At 37.9% G+C, this 25,628-nt stretch carries 28 protein-coding genes; 6 read left to right on the forward strand and 22 right to left on the reverse strand.

Features of this window, described 5'->3' with window-relative positions; all coding sequences use genetic code 11:
• Positions 1-54: 54 nt before the first annotated feature.
• Entirely contained in the window at positions 55-282 is a 228-nt protein-coding gene (locus P7M01_RS09455) for a hypothetical protein (RefSeq protein ID WP_317483612.1), read from the forward strand.
• A gap of 86 nt (positions 283-368) precedes the next feature.
• On the opposite strand, the gene P7M01_RS09460 is transcribed toward P7M01_RS09455, so the two are convergent.
• The 4 genes from P7M01_RS09460 to P7M01_RS09475 all read right to left on the reverse strand — a co-directional run bounded on the left by P7M01_RS09460 (position 369) and on the right by P7M01_RS09475 (position 2,872).
• Entirely contained in the window at positions 369-692 is a 324-nt protein-coding gene (locus P7M01_RS09460) for a hypothetical protein (protein ID WP_317483611.1), read from the reverse strand.
• 9 nt (positions 693-701) lie between these two features.
• The gene (locus P7M01_RS09465) at positions 702-1,445 is read right to left on the reverse strand and encodes a hypothetical protein (RefSeq protein WP_317486340.1); all 744 of its coding nucleotides are present in this window, start codon (positions 1,443-1,445) and stop codon (positions 702-704) included.
• A 223-nt stretch (positions 1,446-1,668) separates the two neighbouring features.
• Positions 1,669-2,424 carry a nucleotide-binding protein gene (locus tag P7M01_RS09470; protein ID WP_317483609.1) on the reverse strand — a complete coding sequence of 252 codons (756 nt, stop codon included), beginning with the start codon at positions 2,422-2,424 and terminating at the stop codon, positions 1,669-1,671.
• Positions 2,414-2,872, reverse strand: a complete 459-nt coding sequence (locus P7M01_RS09475) for a hypothetical protein (RefSeq protein WP_317483608.1) — start codon at positions 2,870-2,872, stop codon at positions 2,414-2,416. The genes P7M01_RS09470 and P7M01_RS09475 overlap by 11 nt, the downstream gene beginning before the upstream one ends.
• A gap of 398 nt (positions 2,873-3,270) precedes the next feature.
• Between P7M01_RS09475 and P7M01_RS09480 the strand changes: the two genes are divergently transcribed.
• Together P7M01_RS09480 and P7M01_RS09485 are read left to right on the forward strand one after the other, a co-directional pair.
• Positions 3,271-3,621, forward strand: coding sequence for a plasmid mobilization protein (locus P7M01_RS09480; RefSeq protein ID WP_317483607.1), 351 nt, complete (start codon positions 3,271-3,273; stop codon positions 3,619-3,621).
• Entirely contained in the window at positions 3,611-6,898 is a 3,288-nt protein-coding gene (locus P7M01_RS09485) for an LPD7 domain-containing protein (RefSeq protein ID WP_317483606.1), read from the forward strand. The genes P7M01_RS09480 and P7M01_RS09485 overlap by 11 nt, the downstream gene beginning before the upstream one ends.
• Before the next feature lie 97 nt (positions 6,899-6,995).
• Here P7M01_RS09485 and P7M01_RS09490 read toward each other — a convergent pair whose 3' ends face one another.
• From P7M01_RS09490 to P7M01_RS09575, 18 genes are all read right to left on the reverse strand, one after another.
• Positions 6,996-9,263, reverse strand: a complete 2,268-nt coding sequence (locus P7M01_RS09490) for a type IA DNA topoisomerase (protein ID WP_317483605.1) — start codon at positions 9,261-9,263, stop codon at positions 6,996-6,998.
• A gap of 56 nt (positions 9,264-9,319) precedes the next feature.
• Positions 9,320-9,739, reverse strand: a complete 420-nt coding sequence (locus P7M01_RS09495; protein ID WP_317483604.1) for a single-stranded DNA-binding protein — start codon at positions 9,737-9,739, stop codon at positions 9,320-9,322.
• Between the two features lie 3 nt (positions 9,740-9,742).
• Positions 9,743-9,868: a hypothetical protein gene (locus P7M01_RS09500; RefSeq protein ID WP_317483603.1), complete on the reverse strand. Its 126-nt coding sequence runs from the start codon at positions 9,866-9,868 to the stop codon at positions 9,743-9,745.
• 10 nt (positions 9,869-9,878) lie between these two features.
• Positions 9,879-10,799 (reverse strand): TrbM/KikA/MpfK family conjugal transfer protein, encoded by a 921-nt coding sequence (locus P7M01_RS09505; RefSeq protein ID WP_317483602.1) that lies wholly within the window; start codon positions 10,797-10,799, stop codon positions 9,879-9,881.
• Positions 10,783-12,639 carry a type IV secretory system conjugative DNA transfer family protein gene (locus P7M01_RS09510; RefSeq protein ID WP_317483601.1) on the reverse strand — a complete coding sequence of 619 codons (1,857 nt, stop codon included), beginning with the start codon at positions 12,637-12,639 and terminating at the stop codon, positions 10,783-10,785. Before P7M01_RS09510 ends, P7M01_RS09505 begins: the two co-directional genes overlap by 17 nt.
• A complete protein-coding gene (gene virB11, locus P7M01_RS09515; RefSeq protein WP_317483600.1) occupies positions 12,632-13,672 on the reverse strand; it encodes a P-type DNA transfer ATPase VirB11 in 1,041 nt (346 codons plus the stop codon). Before virB11 ends, P7M01_RS09510 begins: the two co-directional genes overlap by 8 nt.
• A 10-nt stretch (positions 13,673-13,682) precedes the next feature.
• Entirely contained in the window at positions 13,683-14,843 is a 1,161-nt protein-coding gene (virB10, locus tag P7M01_RS09520) for a type IV secretion system protein VirB10 (protein WP_317483599.1), read from the reverse strand.
• On the reverse strand, positions 14,836-15,600 hold the full coding sequence (locus P7M01_RS09525) for a TrbG/VirB9 family P-type conjugative transfer protein (protein ID WP_317483598.1): 765 nt from the start codon (positions 15,598-15,600) through the stop codon (positions 14,836-14,838). The genes virB10 and P7M01_RS09525 overlap by 8 nt, the downstream gene beginning before the upstream one ends.
• Entirely contained in the window at positions 15,600-16,388 is a 789-nt protein-coding gene (locus P7M01_RS09530; RefSeq protein ID WP_317483597.1) for a virB8 family protein, read from the reverse strand. Before P7M01_RS09530 ends, P7M01_RS09525 begins: the two co-directional genes overlap by 1 nt.
• A gap of 13 nt (positions 16,389-16,401) precedes the next feature.
• Positions 16,402-16,539 (reverse strand): hypothetical protein, encoded by a 138-nt coding sequence (locus P7M01_RS09535; RefSeq protein WP_317483596.1) that lies wholly within the window; start codon positions 16,537-16,539, stop codon positions 16,402-16,404.
• A gap of 2 nt (positions 16,540-16,541) precedes the next feature.
• A complete protein-coding gene (locus tag P7M01_RS09540) occupies positions 16,542-17,573 on the reverse strand; it encodes a type IV secretion system protein (RefSeq protein WP_317483595.1) in 1,032 nt (343 codons plus the stop codon).
• A 14-nt stretch (positions 17,574-17,587) separates the two neighbouring features.
• Positions 17,588-18,292, reverse strand: coding sequence for a type IV secretion system protein (locus P7M01_RS09545; protein ID WP_317483594.1), 705 nt, complete (start codon positions 18,290-18,292; stop codon positions 17,588-17,590).
• A 21-nt stretch (positions 18,293-18,313) separates the two neighbouring features.
• Positions 18,314-20,728, reverse strand: coding sequence for a VirB4 family type IV secretion/conjugal transfer ATPase (locus P7M01_RS09550; RefSeq protein WP_317483593.1), 2,415 nt, complete (start codon positions 20,726-20,728; stop codon positions 18,314-18,316).
• Complete coding sequence (locus tag P7M01_RS09555) at positions 20,700-21,056, reverse strand: conjugal transfer protein TraD (RefSeq protein WP_317483592.1); 357 nt, start codon at positions 21,054-21,056, stop codon at positions 20,700-20,702. The genes P7M01_RS09550 and P7M01_RS09555 overlap by 29 nt, the downstream gene beginning before the upstream one ends.
• Positions 21,057-21,119: 63 nt before the next feature.
• Positions 21,120-21,428, reverse strand: coding sequence for a conjugal transfer protein TraC (locus tag P7M01_RS09560; RefSeq protein ID WP_317483591.1), 309 nt, complete (start codon positions 21,426-21,428; stop codon positions 21,120-21,122).
• Positions 21,429-21,447: 19 nt separating this feature from the next.
• A complete protein-coding gene (locus tag P7M01_RS09565; protein ID WP_317483590.1) occupies positions 21,448-22,122 on the reverse strand; it encodes a lytic transglycosylase domain-containing protein in 675 nt (224 codons plus the stop codon).
• Between the two features lie 105 nt (positions 22,123-22,227).
• Positions 22,228-22,578 carry a hypothetical protein gene (locus tag P7M01_RS09570; RefSeq protein WP_317483589.1) on the reverse strand — a complete coding sequence of 117 codons (351 nt, stop codon included), beginning with the start codon at positions 22,576-22,578 and terminating at the stop codon, positions 22,228-22,230.
• Positions 22,575-22,790 carry a hypothetical protein gene (locus P7M01_RS09575; RefSeq protein WP_317483588.1) on the reverse strand — a complete coding sequence of 72 codons (216 nt, stop codon included), beginning with the start codon at positions 22,788-22,790 and terminating at the stop codon, positions 22,575-22,577. The genes P7M01_RS09570 and P7M01_RS09575 overlap by 4 nt, the downstream gene beginning before the upstream one ends.
• Before the next feature lie 1,381 nt (positions 22,791-24,171).
• On the opposite strand from P7M01_RS09575, the gene P7M01_RS09580 reads away from it, so the two are divergent.
• The 3 genes from P7M01_RS09580 to P7M01_RS09590 are packed head-to-tail and all read left to right on the forward strand — an operon-like array spanning position 24,172 to position 25,567.
• Positions 24,172-24,834, forward strand: coding sequence for a ParA family protein (locus tag P7M01_RS09580; protein WP_317483587.1), 663 nt, complete (start codon positions 24,172-24,174; stop codon positions 24,832-24,834).
• Positions 24,822-25,295, forward strand: coding sequence for a hypothetical protein (locus tag P7M01_RS09585; RefSeq protein WP_317483586.1), 474 nt, complete (start codon positions 24,822-24,824; stop codon positions 25,293-25,295). Before P7M01_RS09580 ends, P7M01_RS09585 begins: the two co-directional genes overlap by 13 nt.
• 14 nt (positions 25,296-25,309) lie before the next feature.
• The gene (locus P7M01_RS09590) at positions 25,310-25,567 is read left to right on the forward strand and encodes a hypothetical protein (RefSeq protein WP_317483585.1); all 258 of its coding nucleotides are present in this window, start codon (positions 25,310-25,312) and stop codon (positions 25,565-25,567) included.
• Positions 25,568-25,628 lie beyond the last annotated feature (61 nt).

The following is a 25,628-nucleotide window of genomic DNA, read 5'->3' on the forward strand; positions in this document are numbered from 1 at the left end:
GAAAGCCCTAATGTAAGGGCGGATTTTTAAACTATCCTAATGTAAGGAAAAATTATGCAAGAACTTCAAGAATATGCAAATGCCCTAGTATTGGCATTTGAAACAAAAACACCTATTAAAGGCAAAGCCTTTAAAGTGTGGCAATGGCGTATTATTTGGCAATACGTCAGACTTGCACAACAAGCCAAAAAATCGGGCATTTTCGGAACAGTTCAAGTTTTGAATGGTTACGAAATTAAAGAGCAAAAGGCCGAAATTAAACCTTTCAAGGTTGAAAAATAACACAAAGCCCCTGAAAAGGGGCTTTTTTGATTTTCTCGCCGTGGCAATTTTGTAACTCCATTGAGGACTTACAAAATTGCAGCAGTCTAACGCCTGCTGTTCGGTCTCTTCGGCTTTACGGCGTACTTCTTTAAATCCGCTTTCATTGTTTCTAGTAGTTTATCGTTGTACTCCTTGTTGATAAGGTTGCTATAGGCTTTTATCAAAGTCCATAGCAAACCAAGATAAGTGATAGAAATAATTAAGCTACTATAGGCTGGCGATAATTCGATATAAAGTAACTGATAAAAAATGGCTGAAATTGCCGTTGCTGATAGATAAAATTTTTGTTCTCTCTTGTAGCAAATCCACATCAAAAACACCGCCGAACCAATGCAGGCAAGGTTTAAAAGTAACATTAATGCTTTCAAAATCCCCCCTTATTGTCTAGCTTTTAGTTCGTTATCAATCGATTCAATAACGATTGATTGCACTCTTTCAGCGTCTTTCGGTGAAAAAGTTTTGCGGACTTGCTCAAACCCTTTAAACAGCCCCATTTGATAGGCGACTTCTTTAGAGTTGCTTGTTGATTTATGTACAGTGAACAGGGTTAGCCCTGCAATAGCGATATTTATTGCGGTAAACGCCAAAATCAAGGCGTTTATTGGGCTTTTAGAGGCTTTTTTCGGTTCAACTGTTGGGGTAGCGATTTTAACACTTTCTAGGGCGGTCTTAATTTCTTCAAGTTTTTTGTCAATAAACGTGCTGAAATTTGCAACAATTTGATTATTCAGTTCAAAAACTTGAGAACTGAAATCATTTTTGAATGAATTCAGTTCGCTATCAAAAGCTTCGCTAATGTTGCTAATCGTTTCGCCCAAGGATTCAATTCTATCATCAAGCGTATAACTTATGCGTTTTGGCAATTCGTTCAGGGCGTTGGTTATCATTGTTACATAATAATCCATTACGTTTTTTTGTGTGAGAACAACGGCGAAAATAGGGTCATCTACGCTTAATCTTACTTTCAATTTGTCAAAACTATCTAAAATTACGTTTCTGATAAGTAAATCAAATTCTTCATCGCTGATCCCAAAACGCTCTTTTATTTCTGTTCGTTTTTCTTCAATGGTTGCCGTGAGTTCTTTATTTGTGTTGCCGGTTTCGTTAATTTCGGTAGTCATAACAGTTCCTTTTCTTTCTTTTGGGGCTTCCCCTAGCGTTGCTAGGGTCGGGCTATATTTTTCGGCTTCAATCTGCAGCAAGCTTTGATTTCAGCTCGAAAAACTCAACCACAAAAGCAGCCAAAACCGCTTTGCTCCTTTTTGGCTGCTTTTGTGTTTTCGCCCATTCGGGTAACTATCCCTAAGCCCAAAAAGAACGTGCTTAATGCACATTCTTTTTCACTTATTCGGGCGATTTTTCGCCTTGATGTTCTTCCACGTCGTAAAGGCGATCTAATTGCTCATATACTTCATTAAAGACTTTTTTCAAGCGGTTTTTTGACATTAAGCCAAATTCACTGCTTTTTTGAGCTTCTTCATTCGTGAGACGTGCTTTAGTTAATTTTTCAAGATCGTCATTAAATGCGTCAGAATTACGATTTATAATTGTAATTACACCCGCTGTTTTATCACTTACTAGTTCTTTAGTATCATCAGGAATATTTACTGAACCTTGAAATTCATTTAACCAAATCACTAATTTCACATTTTTCGCATTATCTAGTAATTCGTATAAACTTACTAAACCTTGCAATGTATCGGCTTGAGATTGACCGCCGACAATAACGGTATGAATATAAACAGGTCTTTTTAAATCATCAAATAATGAAATAATATCGTTATCACCAATATATTTCATCATAGGAACAAAAGTAGAAGCGCCGTTATCAATTACAAAAGTTTTATTCTGCTCATTGATAATTGCTTCAAAAATTGCGTCAAATTTAGATTGAATAATTGTACCGTCTTTTAGTATTTCGACTGGAGCAGCACCTATTCTTTTTATACTTGCAAAAGAACTGTTTACAGGATCGGTATCAGCACCATTTAATTTAACTTTCTTGTGATCTAAAAAGTATTGAGCAAGCATAGAGGATAGAAAAGATTTTCCTACGCCACCTTTACCTTGTAAAACGATATTAACGCTATTATTTTTCATTTAAAGCCTCTTTTTGTTTTTTACGCATAAGTAACATTTTTACCCTATCATCAACCGCTTGTTGATCGCTACAGCTATTGTGAATGGGTTTTTCTTCTTTTTTAGCTAAAAAGCTAAAAACATTTTCAGATTGATTTTCTTCAATCTGTGTAATTTCTTGAGTTTTTTCTATCTGTTCGGTTTTACCTCCGCTTTCTTGTTTAGTATGGTTTTTTGCTAATTTTTTTCTAGCTCGATAGATTAACGTTTTGAAATGAGCAAAAGCCACTTCATTGTCAGGAAATATATTTTTATGAATAATACTGATGGTTATATTTTTTCCTATACAGCGGTTAATAAGCTGGATATGTTCGGTAATAATAGCTTGAAGCAAGCCTCTGCTTTCTAATCTATCTGTTAGATCTTGCTTCAATGGAGCAAGAATTTTCTCCAATTCAGATTGCTTCATTTTTGACCTCTCTTGTTGAGCAAGCTAAGTCTAATACAGTACAAGTTTTAAGTCAATAAGTAAAAAAGCTGTTTTTGTAATCTAATAGAAATCTGTTTGTAATCTTTTTGATGTCTTTTTGTAACTGTTATGAAGTTTGTTTGTAATATTTTTGAAATTCGTTTGTAATTTAATTGAAGTCTATTTGTAATCTAAGTCCATAAAGATTGCTGTGTTCTATAAATTATAGGCACGATAACGATGTTTACAAACTGCAGGGCAGTGTAGTAAAATCGACGTGCTAAAGGGGAGACCCCTTTAAAACCCCATAGCCTAGCGGCTAGAGCGTCCTACGGACGGGACGAACGCTGATTGCTGCTTTCAGGTGTATATCTCTACGAGCTAAGAGGTTTTCAAAAATGGCAAAGAATAATAAAGATATAGTAATCAGCTTCCGACTAAAAAAAGAGGAGTTTGAGCCTTTTAGAGAGCTTTTGGAAAAAAGCGATAAATCAAAATCTGAATTTTTCCGTGATATTTTTTTAGCTAAAGAAAAAAATATTAACGTTACCTTTAATGAGTTAAAGCCTTTTGATTATTATAACATTTTAAGAGTGGTAAATAAATCTGGTAATAATTTAAATCAGCTAGCAAAACATTTTAATTTTGCATATAAAGCAAAATTAATTTCAGAAAGTACATATTTAAAAGGTGTAAATCTTTTAATTAGTATTAACGAACATTTGAAGAGGTCTTTAAATGATAGCTGAAATTAGCGGTGGTAATAATGGAATTGCTGAATATTTAGAAAAAGGATTTAAGCAAGGTAGGTTATTTTCTCGCGATGAGCTGGATAATCGTATTGTATTAGACGGTGATTTAGAATTAACAAATAAAATCATTAATTCTATCGTGGATAAAGGGCAACAACGATATTTACATATAACACTTTCTTTTCGTGAAAATGAGGTTAGCCAAGAATTGTTAGAGTCTGTTGTAACAGATTATAAACAATTATTATTATCAGCTTATTCTGATGATGAGTATAATTTCTATGCAGAGGCACATTTGCCAAAGATTAAATCTATTCAAGATAGTAAAACTGGCAAAATGGTAGAGCGGAAACCGCACATACATATTGCTATACCTGAAATTAATTTATTAACAGGGAATAAGTTACTGCCAACAGGATATATTGATGATAAAAATATTAAAAATTTAATCTATTTAGACTCTATTCAGGAATATATTAATTATAAATATAATCTTGATTCTCCTAAAGATTTTAGCCGTGGGGGCGGTCATCATTCGGCGAATGTATTATCACGCATTAAAGGCGATTTTTTCGGCGAAAAGCAAAGTGAATTTAAAGCAAAATTAGTTGATGAAATTGCAGCAGGCAAGATTAATAGCCTTTCTGAATTTCAATCTTATTTATCTAATATCGGTGAAGTCAAAATCAGAAATAAGGGTAAAGATAATCAATATTTTGCAGTTAAATTAAATGACGATAAAAAGTTTACGAATTTAAAGCACCCTATTTTTTCTGAACAGGCAATTATTACAAAGGCGTTACCAAAGGCAGATAAAGCAACGATTAATGCTAGGGTTAAAGAATGGCAAGATAGAGTAAGCAAAGAGATTAAATTTGTTGATTTTGCTACACAATCTTTTCGGCAAAAATACGCTCAAGCGGATTTAGCTGAAAAACAACAATTATTAGCGGAGCGAGAACAAAACTATGAGCGAAAATACAGGCATCGAAATTTTCACGAGAGCGGACGGCAGAGAAATTACCAGTCCAACCTTGCTAACACTCAAAAGCGAAAATCAAGCGCTGCTTCCCGATATGCCGTCGGCGTGTCAGGTTTGTCTATTGGCAATGTGGTTTACGGAGAAAACCAAGACCACAACGGAACTCAAGGTATTTTGCCCGAGAATGAACTCAATCATTTACGAAACAGGCAAGCCGGTAACGATTCCACTCTGCGATGCAATGATTCAAGCCGAACAAGCGATGATGGAGCAGGAAAACGAAGGGATCGGCGGATTATTTCAAGCTCTGAACAAAGCAGCCGGGGAGCGAGTAGAGGAACTATCGAAAGCCAAGCAAGCACACGCACCAATAGAGGCGAGCTTTATACCGGAAGAGCCGATATTTGGGGACGGCATTCCGGCGTTTACCAACGAGGATATGATAATGCCATAAGTGCGAAAAAATCGCACTATGCGCTTGTTTCGCGAGGTTTACCGACACAAAGCTACAACCGCACTTTGTTTAATAAAGAGGAATACTACGCCCCGATAAAAACGCCGTTTGAAGCATACGAAGAAAATCTAGCTCAAAAGAATTCAAAAATTATTCTATTTAGTGATTCTAACGCACTTTCTCAATTAGTAAGAACGCAATCTAACGAACAGGCTTATCGTTCAGATATTGAGAGATTCAGGGAAATAAGACAACGCATTGATCCTGACGCGTTTTTAAGCCATTTAGAGCGCATTTATAGCATAAATCCCAAGAAACATAGGGTAAGTTATGCTAAAGACGGAAGCCCCCGATTTAGCGTAAATAAGCGTAATTTGAATGCTTCTGATTTTCTTACAAAATATCTTAATCTTGAATGGAAAGAGGCTAAGTCAGTTTTATCTTACATTTATGAGCAGCAAGCCAATAAAAACGTAAATCAAGAAAAACTAACCAGCCTAGAAATTCAGCGAAATATCAAGTCATTCGATTTTGAAGTTCGGCAATTTGAGAAAGATGTCAAATTAGCCCTACATAATTTGAACGTTGATAATCGTAATTTATATAGAGGTGAGAAAAAGCGTATTTATAGCCGCTTTTCCCACCCTAGAATCCGTAATCAGGAACTTGCAATAGCTTCTTTCAGAGCTATGCAGCGACAAGAGCGGATAGATTATTTCGCGAAGTTTACTTCTCATACGCTAGAGCGTGAGAAGTTTACTTTTCAGCAAAGTGGATATACTACTAAAGCACTAGAGGATAGCACTATGGCATTTAAAGACAGTTTAAACATTGCTTTAGGCAATGAATTCGGCAGAATTGCTTCAGCAGATGAACAAATCAGTTTTTCTGATAATTTCAAGCAGCAGCAGATTCTTTTGAAACGGCAACTTCAAGAACAACAGCGAAGCAAAGCGGCAGAAACTTCAAAACAAGAAACTCCGCAACGAGCCTTTACTTCAAAAGCTCTTGAAGAGGTAATGAAACTCAATAATTTAGGCGTAGCTAAAAAGGAAAATGGCGACATCGAGTACAAACGCTTATCAGACGGTAAGACTGTTTGTACCGACGTGGGCAATCAAATGCTCATTTCTAAAGAAATGCAATCGCCTGAAAATATTAAAACATTTTTAGAGCTTGCGATTGATAAGTATGGAAATGAGCTGAAAATTAATGGCAGCAAAGAATTTAAAGAAATGGTCATTGAATCCGCAGCCGCTAATAATTTACCAATCATTTTAAAACCTGCTGCTTTACAAGAACAGTTAATGGAACGCCGCAAGGAGTTAGAATTAGAAGCTAAAGTTGAATACCTTGATAGTGTCAGCAATGAAGCAGGTCAGCAGCTCAAAGCGGACGTGTCGCAAACAGAGGCTCAACAACAATCCCCTGAAACTCAAGTGGACGTGCCGCAAACAGAGGCTCAACAACAATCCCCTGAAGCTCAAGCAGACGTGCCGCAAGCAGAGGTTCAACAGCAAGCCCCTGATAAACAACACTCGAATGGTGTACAGAAAACCTACGATATTAAATTTGAGTTTAAGCGTGATGAAAAAGCGGCGAATGGCTTATTTAAAATTAAAGTAAACGGCGTTACAGTAGCCACGGCAATTAAAAAAGATCCAAATACATTAGAAGTTTTGAAAAACCACCCTAATTTAAAAGGGCTTTCAGATTCTCAAATAAAGAAAGGTATTATTGAAGACAACGGAATCTTGCGCCCAATGGATATGAAGCTCGACGCTAAGGGTAACGAAATTCAAGAGGTAAAATCGCAAGAACAAGCCTTTGAGCGATAACTACCGATATTGAAAACTGAAAAAGGGTATCAAATAACACAGTCTTTTGATACCCTTTTTTAGTTGAGCAACCGAAGCGAAAGAGTAGGGCGGTAGCTTATTTTTTTGTGGCTACAAATTCAAATGATACTTTCTTATCTTTCGTTAGTACAAGTTTTGCCTCAAAGGTTTTGTCTGTTTTGGAACTTACAAAACCTTTGATTTTTGCCGTCTTGCCTTTTGTTAGTAATGACAAAATTTGTGCGTCAGTTAGCTCCTTTTGTGCAATAGTGCGCCATAAGGTAAAACCACATTCACACGAAATAGCCTTACTATTTACTCTAAATTGCCCGTGGCAATATGGGCATTGAGGTATCGGCACGGTACCGAGTGCTGGCACAAATGTTTTACAATTCGGATAATTTGAGCAGCAAAAGAACATATTGCCGGATTCTTTTGCACGACGTAGCACCATTACACCACTCTTACAGACTTTGCACTTCTCGCCTTTTAACTCCAACTCAATTTGTGAAGACAGCTTAATTTGTTCGTCAATGAATTTTTCAATACCATCTAAAAATTCATCAACACTTAGCGTCCCTTGCTCGATTTCAAGTTGCTGCTCAAACCAAAGTGCGGTTGTGTCTGGCACAGTGATAATTTTCGGAAGTGCTTTGATAAAATCATAACCTTTTTGAGTGGGTAAAATCTTTTTACCCTGATAGGCGATAAATTCTCGTTCAAAAAGATTCTGGATAATGCTAGACCGTGTAGCCGGTGTACCAATACCGCCGTTTTCTCCCTCTCTACCTTTGTCTTTCTCAATTAATACCTTTCTTAAGGTTGGATCTTCAACGTATCTTGCGACCCGTTGCAAATCTCTCAACAATGTAGCGTCGGTATAGAGTGGTAGCGGCTTTGTTTTCTCTTTTTGCGCGTTGATATTTTCACAATTACCGGCATTATTTTCTTGTAATTGTGATAATAGCAAAAAGAGTGAATGGTCTTCATTTTCTCCTGAATCGTCCGGCACAAGTTTAGACCAACCATAATCCGTAATTTTGCTTGCTGTTACTTTAAACTCATAATCATTACATTGAATCGTTACGGCAGCAAAATCAAATTTTTTATCCGGTAAAAACTGGATTAGATACTGTTGCACAATTTCAAGATAAATTTTGCGCTCTTTATCGGTCATTTTATCAAGTGAAAAATCTGATTTTCCGGAAACAACCGGAATAATACCGGTATGCGCACTAACTTTTTTATCGTTAAATGCTCGGCTTTTTTGTGTCCGATCTGCATTATTAAACGGTAAGCCGGGAATATGCTTGGCGAGGAAATCAAGGGTTTTTGGTGCATCTTCAAATTGTTCAGTTGTTAAGTAGCGACAATCCGAACGGTTATAAGTGATTGCTCGATGTTTCTCGCGTAAACTTTGTGTAATGTTGAGCGTATCATCAGCCGAAAAACCGTATTTCTCATTGGCTCTTGCTTGTAAATCAAGTAACGCGAAAGGAAGTGGTGCAGCCATTTTCTTTTCTTCAACCCGACTACTTAGCACGGTAGCCGGTTGATTTTTACACGCTACTGCGATTGATTTTGCTATCGTTTCATCAGTAATACGCTTTTCTTTTTTGTCTTCGTTGTCGTCTGTTTGAGTGCTTATTTTATCTGTAACGATCAACTTCGCATTGAGTTTTTGTGTTTGAAAAGCAAAATCGCCACTTACATTATAGTAATAGCTTTCTTTGTGCAGCTTGTTTGCTTCCCAACGGCGAACGATTAGCCCAAGTACGGGAGTTTGCACGCGCCCAACAGTATAAACGCCTCTAATCCCTTTCTTGCGTGCTGCAAGAGTATAAGCCCGAGTAAGGTTTAACCCAAATAAATAATCTGCTTGTGAGCGTGCTAGAGCTTTTTTATACATACCCTGAAAATCGGCGTTATCCCTTAAATCTTGCATTGCTTTTTTAGCTGCTTCGACGTTTAAATCGTTAAGCAATAAACGTTTTACACCCCCTTTATAATGGGTATATTCAAGAATTTCTTGGATTAAAAGCTGTCCTTCATCGTCTGGGTCGCCGGCATTAACGACAATCTCAGCCTTACCTAAAAGAGACTCGATAATGGAAAACTGATCGGCTTTGTCTGGAGATGGTTTAAGTTGGAGTGGGCGCACTTTCAGCGGTAAATCCTCTTCTTTCCACTCCTCATAGCTAGAGTTTATTTCCCCCGGTTTTTTGAGTTCCAAAATATGTCCAACCGCCCAAGTAACGCAATAGTCATATTTGCATTCAATGTAGCCATTTTTCCGACTAATGATCCCGATAGCTTCGGCAATTATTGCCCCTAGTTGAGGTTTTTCTGCAATAACTAATTTCATCATCATTCCTTACTTCATTTGAAAAAGCCTGATAATGATCAGGCTTTATTTACTGTTTAGAACGGTATATCCGGCACATCATTAAATGCCATTGATTCGGGGTTTTCAACATTTTGCGGTTGAGGTTCTGATTTCGCTCCTGATTTTTCAAGTAAAATTACTCTCTCTGCTAAAATGTAATAGCCATATTGTTTTACGCCATTTTTGTCTTCGTAGTTGTTATTTTTTACTTGTCCGATTACCTGAATTTTATGCCCTTTATCAACATAGCTTTCAATGGTTTTCGCAACATTTTGATAGGCGCGGACTCTATGCCAATCAACCACATCTACATATTCATCTTTGCCTTTTGGCTTATAGCTATATGTTGTAGCAAGTGAGAAATCTGCCATTAAACCGCCGTCTTGAAATACGCGAATCTCCGGCTTTTTACCAACATTTCCAAGAAGAATAACTTGATTAAGCGATATTGCCATTTTTTACTCCTTATTTAATTTTGAACTTTCAGGGTTAAAGAACGTTGAAGCTATTTTGGGTTGTTTTGGTAATTTGAAATAAATTAAAACCAGTAATAAGGCGATTATGCCCAAAAGTAATGTTGTCATTTTGATACTCCTATTTTAGCCAGTATTTCCCGTCCTGCATTTCACGCACTTGTTCTTCGGCGGTTACATTGCGGTTATAAATTTCATTTGAACGTTTTAACTCAATTTCAACGGCGTTATTTGTGCGTGATTGCGCGTCTTTGTTTAGTTGATAAATTACATTGCCGCTTGTATCTGTAACTGTTATTGCTGCTTTTGAATCAAACATTGTATTGGCTAAACATAGCGAGAAATTGCCGGATTGTCCCGTGGTAAAACTCGCACTTTCTTTCGCTGTGCTGCCTAAACGTGAAAAGCTAATTTTATAACGACTATTTGGGGCTAAAGCGTGTTCTGCTGATTTTACGCATTTTTTTGCATTATCAAGCGTGAGGTTATCGCTATTTTCGCTATTGAAAACAATAGGGTCGCTTTGGATAGATTTAGTTGATTCGTTCGCTTGAGCCACTTGTGCGGTAGCAGCAGTATCAATCCCCATTGCTGCCATTGTTTCCTTGTGTTTGGCTGTGGCGTCATCTATCGCTTTTTGATACGCTTTATCATAATCTTGTGGGGAAAAATTATTTGAGTCTCTTTTCAAACATCTATCAAGTCGTCTTACTCCAAAAAATCCTCTATCGCACGCACCGCGACTATTAGCGATTTTGTCTATATTCACATCACTTGAAGCAGGGCATAACTTTAAAAAGTCCTTACGTTTAGCGACGGTTTTATGCCATTTTTTAGCGCGTATGCTGTAATACTTTCTAAGTGAATTAGCACATTCACTAGGGCGTTCTCCACTTGATAAACAAAGAATAGCCTCACAAGCAAGGCGAGTATCGCCCGTTAAAAGATCTTCTGCGCCTTGCGGTTGAATATCTTGCGCAAACGTATTAGAAGCAGCTAAAAGCGCGGTAGCAATACCTAAATTTTTAAGCGTCTTTTTCATTTTCGTTTTCCTCGATTGTTGCGGTTGTGTGATTCAGGTTCAGGGGTAAATCGAATTTCATCTCAGGAATCGCCGGGATATTTTTGAGTGAAAATTCTTTACGGGCATTTAAAGCCGGTTCGTCAAAATAAATAATTTTATCGGCGATGAACGGGCGAACTTTTTCCATTAGCACAATTTCTTTCAACGCTACGTCCGTTTCTTTATAGTTAATTGTGCCAAGTTCAACGATTTCTTGCGGTAACATCAAGGCACGTCTATCTTCTCTAAAACTTACGTTTCGACTACGCTTACCGCCGGAATAGGTATAACTGTTCTCCTTACGTCTAACAGTTTTATATCCTAAGGTTTCGCTAATTCTGTTGGTTTGTTCATCAACTTCTTTAGGGGGGTAAATTAGCTGCACTGCACAGTTCTTACGGATATTATTCGCACGTTCTTTACCGTAAATCGCTTCAATTTGTGAATGGTCTTGCACAATAAGCAAATAGCGCACGCCGTAGCCGGCGGTAAAACCGATTGCGTCAGCAAGAATCTTAACCTCTTGCAACGCCGGAAATTCGTCTAATACTAATAATGTTTGATATTTTAGAACGTCCGGATTCGCACTCGGTAAAACTTGCGTATTTGCCATAATGAGTTGTGAAAAGAATAAATTGATCAGCTTTGAATACGTTATTAAACCGTTTGGCGTTAAACCAAAGTAAATCGATATTCTTTTTTTGCGCAAATCTTCAAAATCAAAGTCATTTCCGCTCATTGCCGCTCGGCACGTTGGGTTATTGTAAAGATTCATTTCGGCGTAAAAGCTCATTAATACTGATTGTTGCCCTTTATCGTGCAATTTAATAAACTTATTAAATTCTGCGAGGCTTGCTTCAGAGAGTTTTAAGCGGTTTTCATCGTGATCCTGAATTGCTCGATTCATCACACCTAAATAGCCACCTTTTAGACCGCCTAATTCAACTAATTTTGAGAATGTAGGCGTTTCAACAGGTTTTCCTTGCTTTTGGTGATGGGCTTCTATATCCATTAAATAGGCGGTCATTCCACACGCAAAATTCGCGGCTAAGTCATTCCACGGATCTCCCTGCTTTGATGGGAATATACTGGCAAAAATGCGCCGTATATCGCCGTCTCGATAACGTGGATCACGTCTAACATAATGTAATGGATTGTAGCGATGGGTAAATAATTTGCCGTCTTTTTCGTAACCGTCCGGCGAAAACAAAAAAACTTCTTGTCCTTGTTGTTCTCTAAATCCGGCGGAATATTCAAAGTTTTCAAATTTAATATCAACAACAACCACGCTATCCTCATAGGTTAAGAGGTTAGGGATTACAATACCGACCCCTTTACCTGAACGCGTCGGCGCAGCAAGGTAAACAAATCGCTGTCCGGAGTAATGCATAAATTTGCCTTTGTATTTGCCAATTAATACGGACGGATATTTATTTTTTGCCCGTTTTTTTGCTGTTGAAAGTAAGCCTGATTTCGCAACTTCTTGATCTGTTGCAAAACGGGCAGAACCGTGAATTTCCTCTTTGGGTTTCAAACCTAAGAGGAGTAAACCGGCAAAAAGTAACGGAAAAATGGCAATCAATACGCCGGCAATACACGCACCAAATATTTTCACTTTGGAAAATGCCGGAACATTCGCCATTTCTAAATAAGGAGTAAGGTCAAAAATTGCTGTTAATGTTGAATCTGCATTCACGCCTAACCATTTATAAGCCAGTATTCCGGCAAGATAACTGCCTAAGAATACCGTACCAATACAGCATAAGAATGCGATACCTAAAATCACAAATACTTGCTTTTTACTTATTGAATCAACCATAAAGCAACTCTAATTTTTTCTCTGGCTCAAATAAAATTTCCGTCATATAGGTATTTTTGAAGTAACAAATAACATCTAATGATGTGCTTAATGTTTTTTGTATATAGGCTTCGCCTAATACCTTTCCTATATCTGATTGCATAACAAGCGTAGTCAAGCGCGGAATCGTTGCTCGGGTATCATTCGCGTGCGTGGAAGTAATGCTGCCACTATGTCCAGTGTTTAATGCTTCAAAGTAGTTCCAAGTTTCATCACCGCGTAACTCGGTTAGGAATAAATGATCCGGTTTCATACGCATTGCGGATTTAATCAACTCTTTAGGGCTAATACCGCCTGTTTTTTGATAGTCAGAATCAAAAAATAAATGTAAATGGTTTTTGTGATACGGTAACGAAAGCTCGTGAACGTCCTCAAGGGTAATAATACGACGATCACGCGGAAATAAATCCGCATAGGTTTTGGCAAACGTGGTTTTTCCTGACCCCGTTCCCCCAACTGCAATTACGTTCAAATAGTGTCCCGCCGCGATTTCAAAAAAACGGACATAATCGCCCGTTTTTTGGCATTTTTTCATTTCTTGCATATAGTCTGGAATTGAGCCTTTTTGATAGGCTTCTGCTTCCTTGATTTTGTTAAAACGCCCCGAGTTTTGATAATCAGCTAGTGTAAAACGACTTTTTGATGGTTTTCGTAACGTGAATGAAATAGTATTAGCTTCCGTTGCAGGGGCGGTAATAATTTGCCCCCGTTCGCCGTCCGGTAATACAACCGACGCAATCGGATTTTTGGCATCTAACGTATTGTGTAAGCCACTAAAAACGGTTAAAGAATCAGCAAGGGCTTTTAAATTCTTATAAGTGGTTTCCGGCACACTTTCACTTTCCCAACCATTACCGCGTTCAAAAAAGATTTCTCCTCCTTGATTAACCGCTACCTCGGTTATGCCGTCCATATCTAAAAATTTTTGAATACCGACCTTTTTTAATAACGAGCGAGCAACGGCAGAACGGTCAATTCTTGACATTTCGTCCATATATTGCCCCCTACTTCACGCGGTACACATCAGAAAAATCAACATCACGCGCAACCAAGATATTGATCATTTGCCCTTGATTCGCATAGCCTGTTGGCTGAATGTTGATTGAGTTTTCAAGTGCGATTTCAGCCATTCGTCCCGTGTTTCTTTCGCTGTTGTCATAAACAACATTATTATTGCCGTTACGAGAGACAATTTGTGAACCTGTTGCGAGCGCGTCTTGAATAAATGAAAGTAAAATTGCCCCACCGAAGCGTTTACCCCATTTTTCGTCTACCCAAACATTAATACCGCTTGCCCCTAAGCTATCTGTGCCTAAACTGTCAATACGAATGCGAATACCATTCGGCGTATCAATTTCAGACCAGTTTATAAATGCCATATTTTGACCGGTAATAATTGCGGTTTTTTGTTCGCCAAATACTTTGCTTCCTCGCTCAATTAGCAATGTTGAGCCGTCCGCCGAGTAAATCGGTTTAGTAACCTGACAAATTAAAATGCTTGGGTTATCGGTAACTAATCTTGTTTGTAAAACACAAGGAATTTGCGTGCCGTGAATAAGCAATAATTCACGGTTTTGTAATTGTCTTATTGAGCCGTTGGCATAAGTGCCGCCGGCTAATCTATCGGAAATACCGTTTGCATTTTCGCTATCTTTGCCTTTACTTGCGAGGTTAAGAAGCCCAACCCCCCCTAATTTACGTTCTGCCGGCGAAATACCCGTCTCTTTTGGCTCTGTGGGTTGTTGAATTATTGTTTGAGAAACGGCGGTTTGTACTTCCTGTTTTTGTTGTGTTTCACGCGCGAGACGATCTCGTTCTTCTTGTTCACGGCGTAACCGCTCCTGTTCTTCGCGTTCACGGCGTAATCGATCTTGCTCCTGTTTTTCCTTGATATTTGCCATAATATCAGCAAGCGATTCGTCGCTAGATTGTTTCGTTATTAAGGCTTCATCTTGTTTTACTTGTTGCGCCTGTTCTTCTTCCGATGAACTCGGTAAGATATAAAACAGACTCAATGCGCCAACAATCGCTACAGCCGCAAGAGCAAGTACACCGTTAATTAAATTTTGTGTATTTTTCTTGCGTTGAACACCGTCTTCAATAATGTTACGACTTTCGGTATTATCATCAAGTGAGGCAATTTTCCCTTTATTGTCGTTATTCATTGATAATCTCCCGTACTTTTCCGTTTGTTGTGCCAATCATATTGCTTGCTTGTGGTCTCAACCGGTCTGTTTTCACGCCGGCAACTAAATCGCCTAAACGCAATCTAAATTCCGGATTGACTTCGTGGATCACGATATAATCGTTTTCCACGTGAGAATTAACTAATGCTTCTTTGCCGTCCGGTAATTTCTTAAATACCACCGGCATATCCGCACCCGGTCTGATTCTCATACAAGTAAACAAGCCATTATCCCAAACCTCTATAGGGAATAAATCTTTGTCGCCTTGTGCAAAATAGCGATAATTTTGTGTTGTACCAGCGCAAGGTCTTTGAAAAGTGTTTTGATGACGTTTATTTTCAGGGTAATTAAAACGTACCGACCAATCTGCCGCATTTCTACTTCTTACACTACGCAAATTAAATTGATAGGTGCGCTTATTAGTAACCACAACCATATTTGTATCTGGCTCAATCGCCGTCGGACGAATCCATAAGTTATTTGCTCTTAGACTTGCGTCCCACGCCTGCGGATCTCCTAAAACCACTCCGCCATCGTCGGCTGATACAAATTCACTCGGGCTGAATTGAATTAATGTTGCAACACCGGTCGCTACATTAATACGCGTAATATCATCAGGGTTATAAACAATGTTTTTAATACGTTTATCGTATGCCGTTCCTTTTGGGTTTGCTTCGCCGTGCGCTAATGGGGCAATAACACATAAACTTAATGCGGCAACTAAAATTTTTTTCATTATTGTCCCCCAGTGATATTTTCAGAATCCACGCGATAACTTATTGCTTCAAATCCCAATGGGTTTGCTCGGCGGTCTTGCTCTAACTTGATCTCTTTCTTATAATCAAAAGCAATCGTTGCAAGCCAATTTGTAACGGGATAAGCATTATCAGGTTGTCCGTTTGCATTTAAAACCGTTTTAGAAAAACGAACTTGTCCGATATTGTTAATAAATGACACCGATAAGACTTGCACACGAACCTTTTTATCTTCTTTGAATGTCAATACAGGGGAACGTTTGCTAGTGATATAGGCGTTATATTCACTAAATACGTTTGGCACGCTCATTAATTTTACTCGGTCAAAGGAATTTTGAATGAGCTGCCAATCGTATGATTCGCGTTCGATCACATATTGCGCTAACCAGTATTTATCTAATACTTCGCCGTAAGTTGTAGATCGAGAATCAGAAATTGGCTGCACAATATCAACCGCACCAGTATTGTTATCAACACGCAATACAAAAGGCTCTGATCTCTTTAATGGCGTAAGTCCGGCAACTGCGCCTACGCCAGCAAGTCCTAAAACCATACCTACTGCACCAAAAATTAAACCAACTCGCCCCATTGTTTTATGAAACTGTATGCGGTCTTCTTCATATTTGCGCTTACTTTTTAAATGCTCTTTGGTTTTCTTACTTAAATCTTGTCGCTCTTTACCGGATTCCGTGCGCTCTGCTTCCGCTTTCTTATCCGATAAGATTGCCTCTTTGTTTTGATTCTTGGCTTTTTTCTTAAACCACACCATAAATTAAGCTCCTTTAGATTTTTTGATTATCTTGATAGTATTGCGGATTATTAATTTGAATCCATTTGCCCGATGGCTCTTTTACTTTAGGCGGCGATGAACACGCCGCTAAAAGTATGCTTGTTGTAAGAAGTAAAATGAGTTTTTTCATTGTTAAGCTCCGGCTTTGCCTTTTCCGATGTTTTTTACTGCCTCTATACGTTTTTTCCAACGTTTAGGTAAGCTATCTGTTCCCGCGCCTTTTTGGGCGGCAGAACGTTTTCCTTGCAAGAAATTGCGTGCCGCACCATCACGTCCTAATAGACCGCCTGCACCTCTTAGCCCCATTCTCGCCAGTCCTGCGGCTGCACCGAACATTCCGCCGGCGGTAAATGGACTAATTCCTACACCGCCGGTCAAGGAAGAAACCAAGGTAGGAATCTGATTAAGTGCAAATACAATGATTAGCACAGCGACAAAAATGTTTAAATAATCAGATCCCGTTGCAACCCCTAAACGCGCCTCAAGGAATTTTGCAACCATTACGACCGCAGCCGAGTAAAGCACATTGAGTAAAATGTAGTTAAAACAAAGCCCCGTGAATGATTGAAACATATTTCTTGTTGATGGAAATAATGCAAACCCTACAAATAGCACGCCCACACTTAAAAGGAGATTTACCATTATCTTGGCAATCAATAAATTGACGGCGACCGCAATAGAGAAAATAAATTTAGATGATTCTAAAAACGCTATTTTTAATCCAACATTAAGTACAGGAGCTAAACCATCAGTAATTCCTAATTTTTCCCATTCTTTATAAACATCGACTAACTGTTTATTAAAAAGGGAAATAATCGTATCTATCGTAGTTGTGCTTGTTGCAGTGGAGTTTTTTCCTGCTATTGCTTGTGCCAGTTCATCTCCTGCGTTTTGTACAAAAGGGATTACATCATTGTAATAATATTTACTTGCCCCAAAGGAAAATGCACCAACTAAAGTAATTAAGGCTACTTGGTTTAAAATATCCATTAACACCACGCCACCTTGATTATTTATTTTATAAATGACATAAACCACATAAAGCCCAACAAATGCCACATAGACCGGTCTAACGCCAGTAGCAAAGTTCCCAGCCATTGTTGCGGTCTGGCTGCTAACTGCCGTAACGATTTCGGTATAAAGGGTTGAAACAAAAGAAGACATAGATTCTCCCAAGGTTAATAACCAAATTTTGCTCTAAAGGTTGCTGCTTTTTGACTTTCTCCTTTTTTATACTCTTCTATCGCTTGACGACGTTGTAACTCAAAATTACGTTCAAATTTCTTTTCTGCTTCACTCATTGCAAGTTGTTCTTGATCGTAACGGAGTTTTTCAATCGCTAACTTGTTCGCAACATCTTGCTTTTGCGCCGGCGTTTGTGCGGCATCTGCAAGGGCTTTTAAGTTGTCTAAGTTTTTAATTCGGCTTTCGATTTTTTTCAGATATTTTTTAGAATAATCCGTATAAGAAATGAGCTTATCGAATTGTTTTTGTACCTCTGGGTTATCGGAAACTAAGCTATAGGATTCTCGAAGTTGTGAAAGACTTTCGCCAGTTAAGCTGATCACATCGTTTGTTAAATCAGGAATCGAATTTAAAAACGAATCACCTCTTAATAAATCGGCAATGTTCATATTACCCTCAAAGCGGCGTTTGGTGTCGTTAGCAAAATCACGGTATTGCTGAATTTGCGTCTGATATTGTTGAATTTGCGTTTGTGCCGCCTCTAATTGCTGCTTTAATTGCGCAAGTTGTTGTAAATCACCAGACATCACCGCCGCAAGGGTCGCTCCATCAACGGTCGGAATACCGCCTGCAAAGGATTGATTAGCAGATAAAACGATTGCCATTGCAATGAAAGTAGGTTTAATGATGTGCTTCATATTTAGTCTCCATAGGGTTTATTAAATTGACTCGATTGAGTTACCGTTTGCTTGCTCAATCCGTTTTTGTTTCATTCTTGCTAAGAATGGGGCAATCCAGTCATTCGGATTATTTCCGTGAATTTGACGAATTTTTTCACACTCTATTTGTCCTTCCGTTGTTCCGGAAATAATCGGGAAAAACTCGCTACAATGGCTTAAATCAAAGTGCAATTCAGTTGAATACGTCCCCTGTTTTACCAACATTTTGCGACTTTCTTTGTCAAATCGAGAAAGAATTGAAAAATCTTTCTCGGTTAAGCCTACGCGTTTATAACCAATATCTTCATCATCATAGACAGCTTCCGGATTCGGCAACATAATCTTGGTTGGCGTTTGTTCTACAATCGCCGGGAAAATTTTGCATTGAATAGCGTCTGCCGGAGATTGTGAAACAAGTCCGATAAATTCGCCGGTTAATCGTCCTGTTTTTAACGTTTGCTTAATCATATCTTGCGTAGTTGGGTAATTACACGGCATATAAAATTCCTCAACGATTGAGAGTAAAAGCCGTCCAGATTTTTTCATCAGGTTTTTATAAAACAGTAAAATCGCTAAAATGGGTTCAGTTGCTGGGTGGTCTTTTGTTTCCAAAATAACCGTGGTATCAAAACCGATTTTGTCGAATTCATACGGATTAAATAAGTTTTCCGGACTATCTACCGTCCAAGCTAAATCGCCGTCGGTAAAATAACACCAACGCGCTAAACGGGCATATAACTCTGAGCTGGTCGGAATGCTTTGTAGCACTAGGCTAAAACGACGTTCTTTCAAAGGTAAAAGCATAACTGCGTCCACAGCATTTTTTATATCGAGATATTCAGTGTCAGAAACTAAACCGCGATAGTCTTTCGCACAACTTGCCACAAAACGATATAAAAACTGAAGTAATGCTGGACTAGCCTGTTCTTCTAATTGGAACGGATTTAAGCCTGTTGGTACACCGCTTTCAAGGGTAAAATATGTTCCGCCGTAAGCGCGGACATAAAGCTCTGTGGAGCGTTTATAATCAACAACGAACATTTGAGGATTAAAACGTTGTAAGAATGCTACAAGCATTGCTTCAAACGTCGTTTTACCCGTACCGGTTGCCCCAAGAATTAAGAAATGTCCAGCAATCATCTGTCCGATCACATTTTTATCTAATTCAGAATAATGGGTATTGAGATAATACAAGCCTTGTGTTGGCGTCTTTATCGGCATAATCGCCGAACCGTCGCCAAGTGGGTTAAATTCAGCTTTTCCGCTGAAAAAATTATGCAATGAAAAACCGCACGCAAGGGAGGTACTTGGTCTTGCACTGTTTACGGGGCGATGTTTTGAACTAGGCATTACACTTAAAAACGCAAACATTGCATCTAATGTTGCCCGCGACCAACGAGCCCCTAAACCTTTATCTGTAAACGCTGAAATCACGCGAGAACCATTTTGCACGGCTTCTTTTGCCGTGTTACCAAAAATCAACATAGCTGCTTGATAATCGCCAAAGGTAATTTCGCCAGTGCTTAAAAAGCCTTGCGCCATTTCAAGCTCTTCTAATTCACGAACAGCACTATCGCCGGCAGAGGTTAAACGGTTAATTTGTCGGTCAATTTGATTGATATTCTTTTGCGAAGTGGTAAAGATAAAAGACTGCGATAAAATGAACTCATAAGGTAACGTCAATAAAAAATCCCACATTCCGGCTTTCGTTTCCGCCGGATAGCCTTTTAATACATAAGCTGTACCGTATTTTGAGCGAGTGTTTGATTTAGAACGTACTTCAAAAAAATCATAGTTGAAAAACCAATCACTATCGCAAATCGAATCAATGACTTCTTCATCATTTAGTGGTAATGTTGTTTCATTTAAATTCAATAAATAGGATAAAAATTCATTATTCTGGCAAACGCTTAAACTCTCATTAACATCAATAATTTTTAAGATTGTACCGTTATAGCGTTTAATCATTGTGCTTGATAATTCAGCGATTGCGTCGCATTGTGCTAAACCATCATTTAGATCGCTAAATTTTAGAACGAACGTAATGTAATAATGCGTATTATAAAAATTATTATGACTTTCTTTAAATGTAGTTAAGTAGGTATCAACTAGGTTTTGCACAAAAGGCGATTCAAAATGATATTCTTTGTCAAAATGTGCTTTCTTTTTGACAATATGTGTCCATACGCCAAGGTTTCCGCCGTACTCTTTCCCTAAATTTAAAAAGAAATCATCGAGGCTGACAAAATAGCTATATAATGTTTGATCTGAAACTGATGTGTGAGATGTACCGGTTAATTCAAGCGTAAAAATCATTTTATCTTGCGCGGTAATCACATATTCATTGATATTATTACGATAATCCGGCAATAGATTTTTAATTGAACTAACATTTTTTAAACTGTCTGCGCGCATTGTATTTTTCTCTTCTTAAATCATCATCACTTGATAAGCAAATTACTTTATTACCTTGAAATAGCTTGATAAAGAATGCCCTAACCTGCCATTTAATTTGTGCAAGTGCATTGGGGTTGTCTTCACAAGCAATTTTCAGGAAAAACAAATACACAAAACTAGCAATCGGAATTGGCAAGGCGATACTTGTCATTTCATAGAAATTAGCAATCATTACGGAAAAAAGACTTACTCCCGTTAAAATAAGCGTTGGCATAAGCGGCGTACCAATCACTTTTACTACGGCAGGGCGATTCATTCCGTTAAACGATGGGTATTTTTCTTCCATTTAATCCTCTCTTCTTTGTAAGTATTTAAGGTGTTTAATAACACCTTAAATACTATTTGTTGCCTACTGAAAAATAGTTTGCGCCCAAGAAATACCTTTTACGATACCACCGGCAATCGCACCATACACGAATGCCATTGCAACATCACCCCACGAACCACGGTGTACAAATGCCGCACCAATGCAATAAAGAGCATAAATGATTGTGCAAACAAGAATAAAACCATAAGCCCAAGTTTTGACTTCATTTGCTTTATCTGTTGCCGCATCTAAACCTCCGGCATAGGCATTGGGTATAAAAAAGAAAAGTGCTGTAACAGCAAGCATTACCATTACATTTAATACACTCTGTTGTTTTTGTGTTAAGGTCATATACGTTTCCCTTAAGTTTTTATTTCCTGAAATCCCCAAATACGTCCCACGGTTTCGGCTGTGGTAGTGGTTGGGGGGCTTGAATTGAGGTTTGCTGTTGAATCGCAACCTCATTTGACGAAGAACCCGACACATCAGATTCAGTCAAAGGTTTAATTGCCGGCACTTTATAGGTTTTTGTCGCAGATTTATTGATTCTATCCACGTAAGAAGAACCATTACTTTCTTTCTTAAATCCGCGAATTTCATTTCCTGAGTAGTAACAAGACGCTGCTAAACGCAGTAACTCTTGTTCCGGCTTATTAGGATTGTTTTGTTGTGCCGTGGCATAGCAGTCTTTGAATATACCTGCTCCGGCTTCAATGTTTTTACACGCATTAAACATATTGGTTTTATCCACACCATAAGCTGCAAAGTTTTTACTATTTACTTGCATTAAGCCCACAGAGTAACTTTTATGCTTTGTTGGGTGGTTTTCTAATTGTTTAATTATATTTTGAGCTTCCTCCTCTGATTGAGGCTGTTTAAATTTGAATTTATATTCCTCCTTAATATTGCGATCATAAACAACCGCTATTGCATAAGGATTATGGCTACTTTCAACCTCTATTACGGTATTTAACGTTTCCGGTGCAATATCAGCCGCACATTGGGCAAATAAGCTAAATAACATTTTTGCAGATAAAGTAGACATAAAATAAACCATTGATTTTTAAATAAAAGTTGTAATTTAAAGCAACATTATGTATAATGTTANNTTTTATGAATAAAAAAACGTTCTTATCTTGCTAAAACAAATTTAATTTTGGGGTGCGGCTACTTTAGTGTAAATATCACCGTTATTAATTTGTGTATAGGTGGTATCTGTTATTTTTGCTCTAAGGTGTCCAGAAAGTTCATAAACTTCGCCATTTTCAACTTTTACAGTACGAACCACATTAGAAACTCTTTCTGTGCCATCTTCCCTTTTAGAACGAAAACGTTCGGTATATATATTCTCTTTTTGCGTTTTTTCTAATTCTGTAATAAAGGTAACATTACCTTCTTGACGCTCATAAATACCGCTATAATCCTTTAGCTCTTCTTTACAAGCAGTCAAAGATAAACCAAGTAAAATCGGTAGAATAAATACTTTTTTTAGTTTCATCATTTTTTATCCTCTTTGGAATTTTCCATTTTAGGGCTATATTTATTCGCTAATGCTTCTATCGTTTCAAGATTAGAGTATCGATCAATCATAAAGTGGATTACATCACTTACTCTAAGGATTTTTCCGCATTTTGAACCTGCAGCCAAAGCTACCTGTTCTATGGCTTTCTTTCGATTTCCAGCCAACCTTACCGTTGTTACGGAAGTTGTCATTTTAATCTCCTTTATGGCGACAAGCCACATCACTATTATACACAAACTAAACAGAAATAAAACATATATTTTAACTGAAATATATGTTTTGTTAAAATAGCTCTAAGGCTAGAGCCTATGAGGATTCTAGCAATAAATTCATTTAATAAAAAGAGTTATAATAGGCAAGATAAAGATTTTTTAGTGGGAAAGTCTAGATCCACTCTTGATCTTTCGTATATAGGGAGTAGAATATAGGAAATTTTAAAGTGCTGCCCTTAAGTCGAAAGGCTTAGAAATGCAAAAATTTAGACAAGAAAAAAGCACTGCTTGCAACAGTGCTTAGTTCTTAGAAGTGTGTTTTACGTTACCAGTCGCCAAACTATCTAACAGTGAAACACGATTAATTTAGAAGTGATTATACAGACTTCTAAAACCAAAAGCAAACTTTTTAACCATAAAAAGTACGCCTAAAGAAAAAATCGTGTTTTCATTGTTGGCTAGAGGAAAAAGAGCCAAGCAATGAAAAATCAAATCAACCAAATCAAATTCAAGCCGTTTTCGGCTTCACTTCTCAAGCGGTTTTACCGCTCTCAAGCTCCGCCTTGACCTGCGACCCTTGTTGTAATGGGTGGCAGGATTCAGCGACGACAGCATTACAACTTCTAAGCCGTTACTGGGGGAACTGAACAAAGCGGCAGTGGTATGAGTGGTCTAAATAATCGAGTGCAGCGTAAATAGATTGGGTTAATCCCCTTGTTTGCAGTGTCAGGGATTTTAGGCGGTTAAGGACACGTTCAGGCGGTAATAATGCCGTAACCTTAACAGTAGAGTTGGATTATTACAGGCTCTATCCGTAAAGCGACGGGATCGGCTCCGAGAGGAATCGGCGTTTTTGCTTTCGGCAATGCACTAAAGTGCGAATTTGCGTTCGTGCTTTAGGGTGAGTGTTGCCGTTTTGCTCTGAAATCTCACCAAAAGGAATGCGGACGATCCTTTTAAGATCTCTTTTAGCTCTTAGAGTTATGTTAGCTAAAGAAAAAAAAAGAAAATCAAAAAAAATTGTTATTGTTTGGCGATTGAGAAATTGTGGGAGGTAGGTTTTGAGTGTGGGTAAAGTTGTGAAAGGCGTTAGCCGGTAAGCTGTTAATAACTTGTGGTAAACTGCAAGCAGTTTTCCAAGCGTAGCGGCAAGTTATTAATGGCTTATTCATCAACTTTATCCATACGTCCCGTAGGGCAAAACCGTTAAACCGTCCACATTTTCGATTGAGCTAGTAAATAAGTATTTTATATTTATATTTGCAAAAACATTTGCTTTTTTATATTCTTTTATGTTGTGTTTAACATTCGCTTATGCTATTATGTGCTTATCGAAGTTAATCTACTGGAGGATTATTTTATGGGTTCGATTGTTCTTTTCGATAGCGTGAAAGGCGGTGTAGGCAAATCTACTCTGCTTGCTCAATTTGCGGTAGGCTTAAGCCAAAATTTCAAGGTTGCAGTAATGGATTGCGATCCTCAACAAAGCATTGAAACGTGGGCGGTTCGCCGTTTTTCTAACGAGAAATTTTCTCATAATTTCTCTCTGCTAGAGGCTGATATTGAAGCCCTTTCATCATATAAAAAACAGTTCGATTTTGTCTTAATCGATTCGGCAGGGGCTGATACGGAAACAGGGCGAGAATTGCTCTTAATGGCTGATGTTATTATTTCGCCGTTGCAAGCAACGCAAGCCGCTTTAGATACTGTGCCTAAGCACTTCGAGGTTATTGAACAAGTTGCTGTATTCAATCCGAAAATTAAGGTTTTCTACTTGTTGAATGATTGCTCTACTCACGCTAAAGACCGTGAAGCTGATGAAGCGAAAAATTTGTTGGCTGATTTTTTGAAAGGTAAAAATTTAGTGAAGTTGATTCCTGATGTAATTTATAGCCGAAAAGTGCTTAAAACTAGCTACAGCAACGGTGGAAGTTGTTTTGATTTAGGCAAAAATAAGTCAAAAGATGAAATTTTAAATGTGATCGGACAAATTTTCGGGAGTAAAAAAGTATGGAAAAATTAGGTAAATTAGACAAAAAAGCCTTTATTAAAGGGGCGGATAACGGCTCAATCAAGTCTAAAAAAGCAGTATCTGTAAAAGTACCGTCAGAGAAGAATAAAACGCGGCAATTTGTTCTGTCTTTAGTTGCTGAACAAAAGGCATTTTTAGACGAATTAGTAGAATATACTAAAGTTGGGCGAGGACAGCTTATTTATCAATCACTGCTTTTTGCAAAAGATAAGCCTATTTCACTTGACTTTATGCAAAATTACATCAATTTTATTTATGATAAACGAGCCGGTCAGAACATTCAGGTAACAAAAGTGATGGATGTTCACGATTCTTTGAAAGAATTAAATAACCATTATAAAGAATTAGGTATTAGCATTGGAATCAAAGGGGTTGTAATGCTTTATTTGTTGAATTATGCTAAAAATTATCTTGAAATAGATATTTCTCGTTTTGCTAATTTTAGTAAATAATTAAAGGGGTAATTATGCGATTTTTGCATAAACTTGATGAAATTCAATCAATTTATAAGTTTTATAGATTGTGTTTAAGCCAAAATATGCGGCAAGCCTTAATCCTTTATTTTGCTGTTCTGATTGGCTTTTTGGTTTACTTATTTAAAGCCTTTTGGCTGCGACCTGAGTTAGCTGATAATCTTTTGCTGATTGCTTTTCAGACTATAGTTGTTGTAAAAGGATATGGCTATTTTCGTGATGTCTTTTTAGACTTGCATAGCCCTGAATAAGAATAATCATCAATCCTTACTCCGAAAGTCTCTAGTGTTTGCTAGGGGCTTTTTTATATTC

Source organism: Exercitatus varius (genome assembly GCF_029577735.1).
In the GTDB taxonomy this organism is placed as follows: Bacteria; Pseudomonadota; Gammaproteobacteria; order Enterobacterales; family Pasteurellaceae; genus Exercitatus; species Exercitatus varius.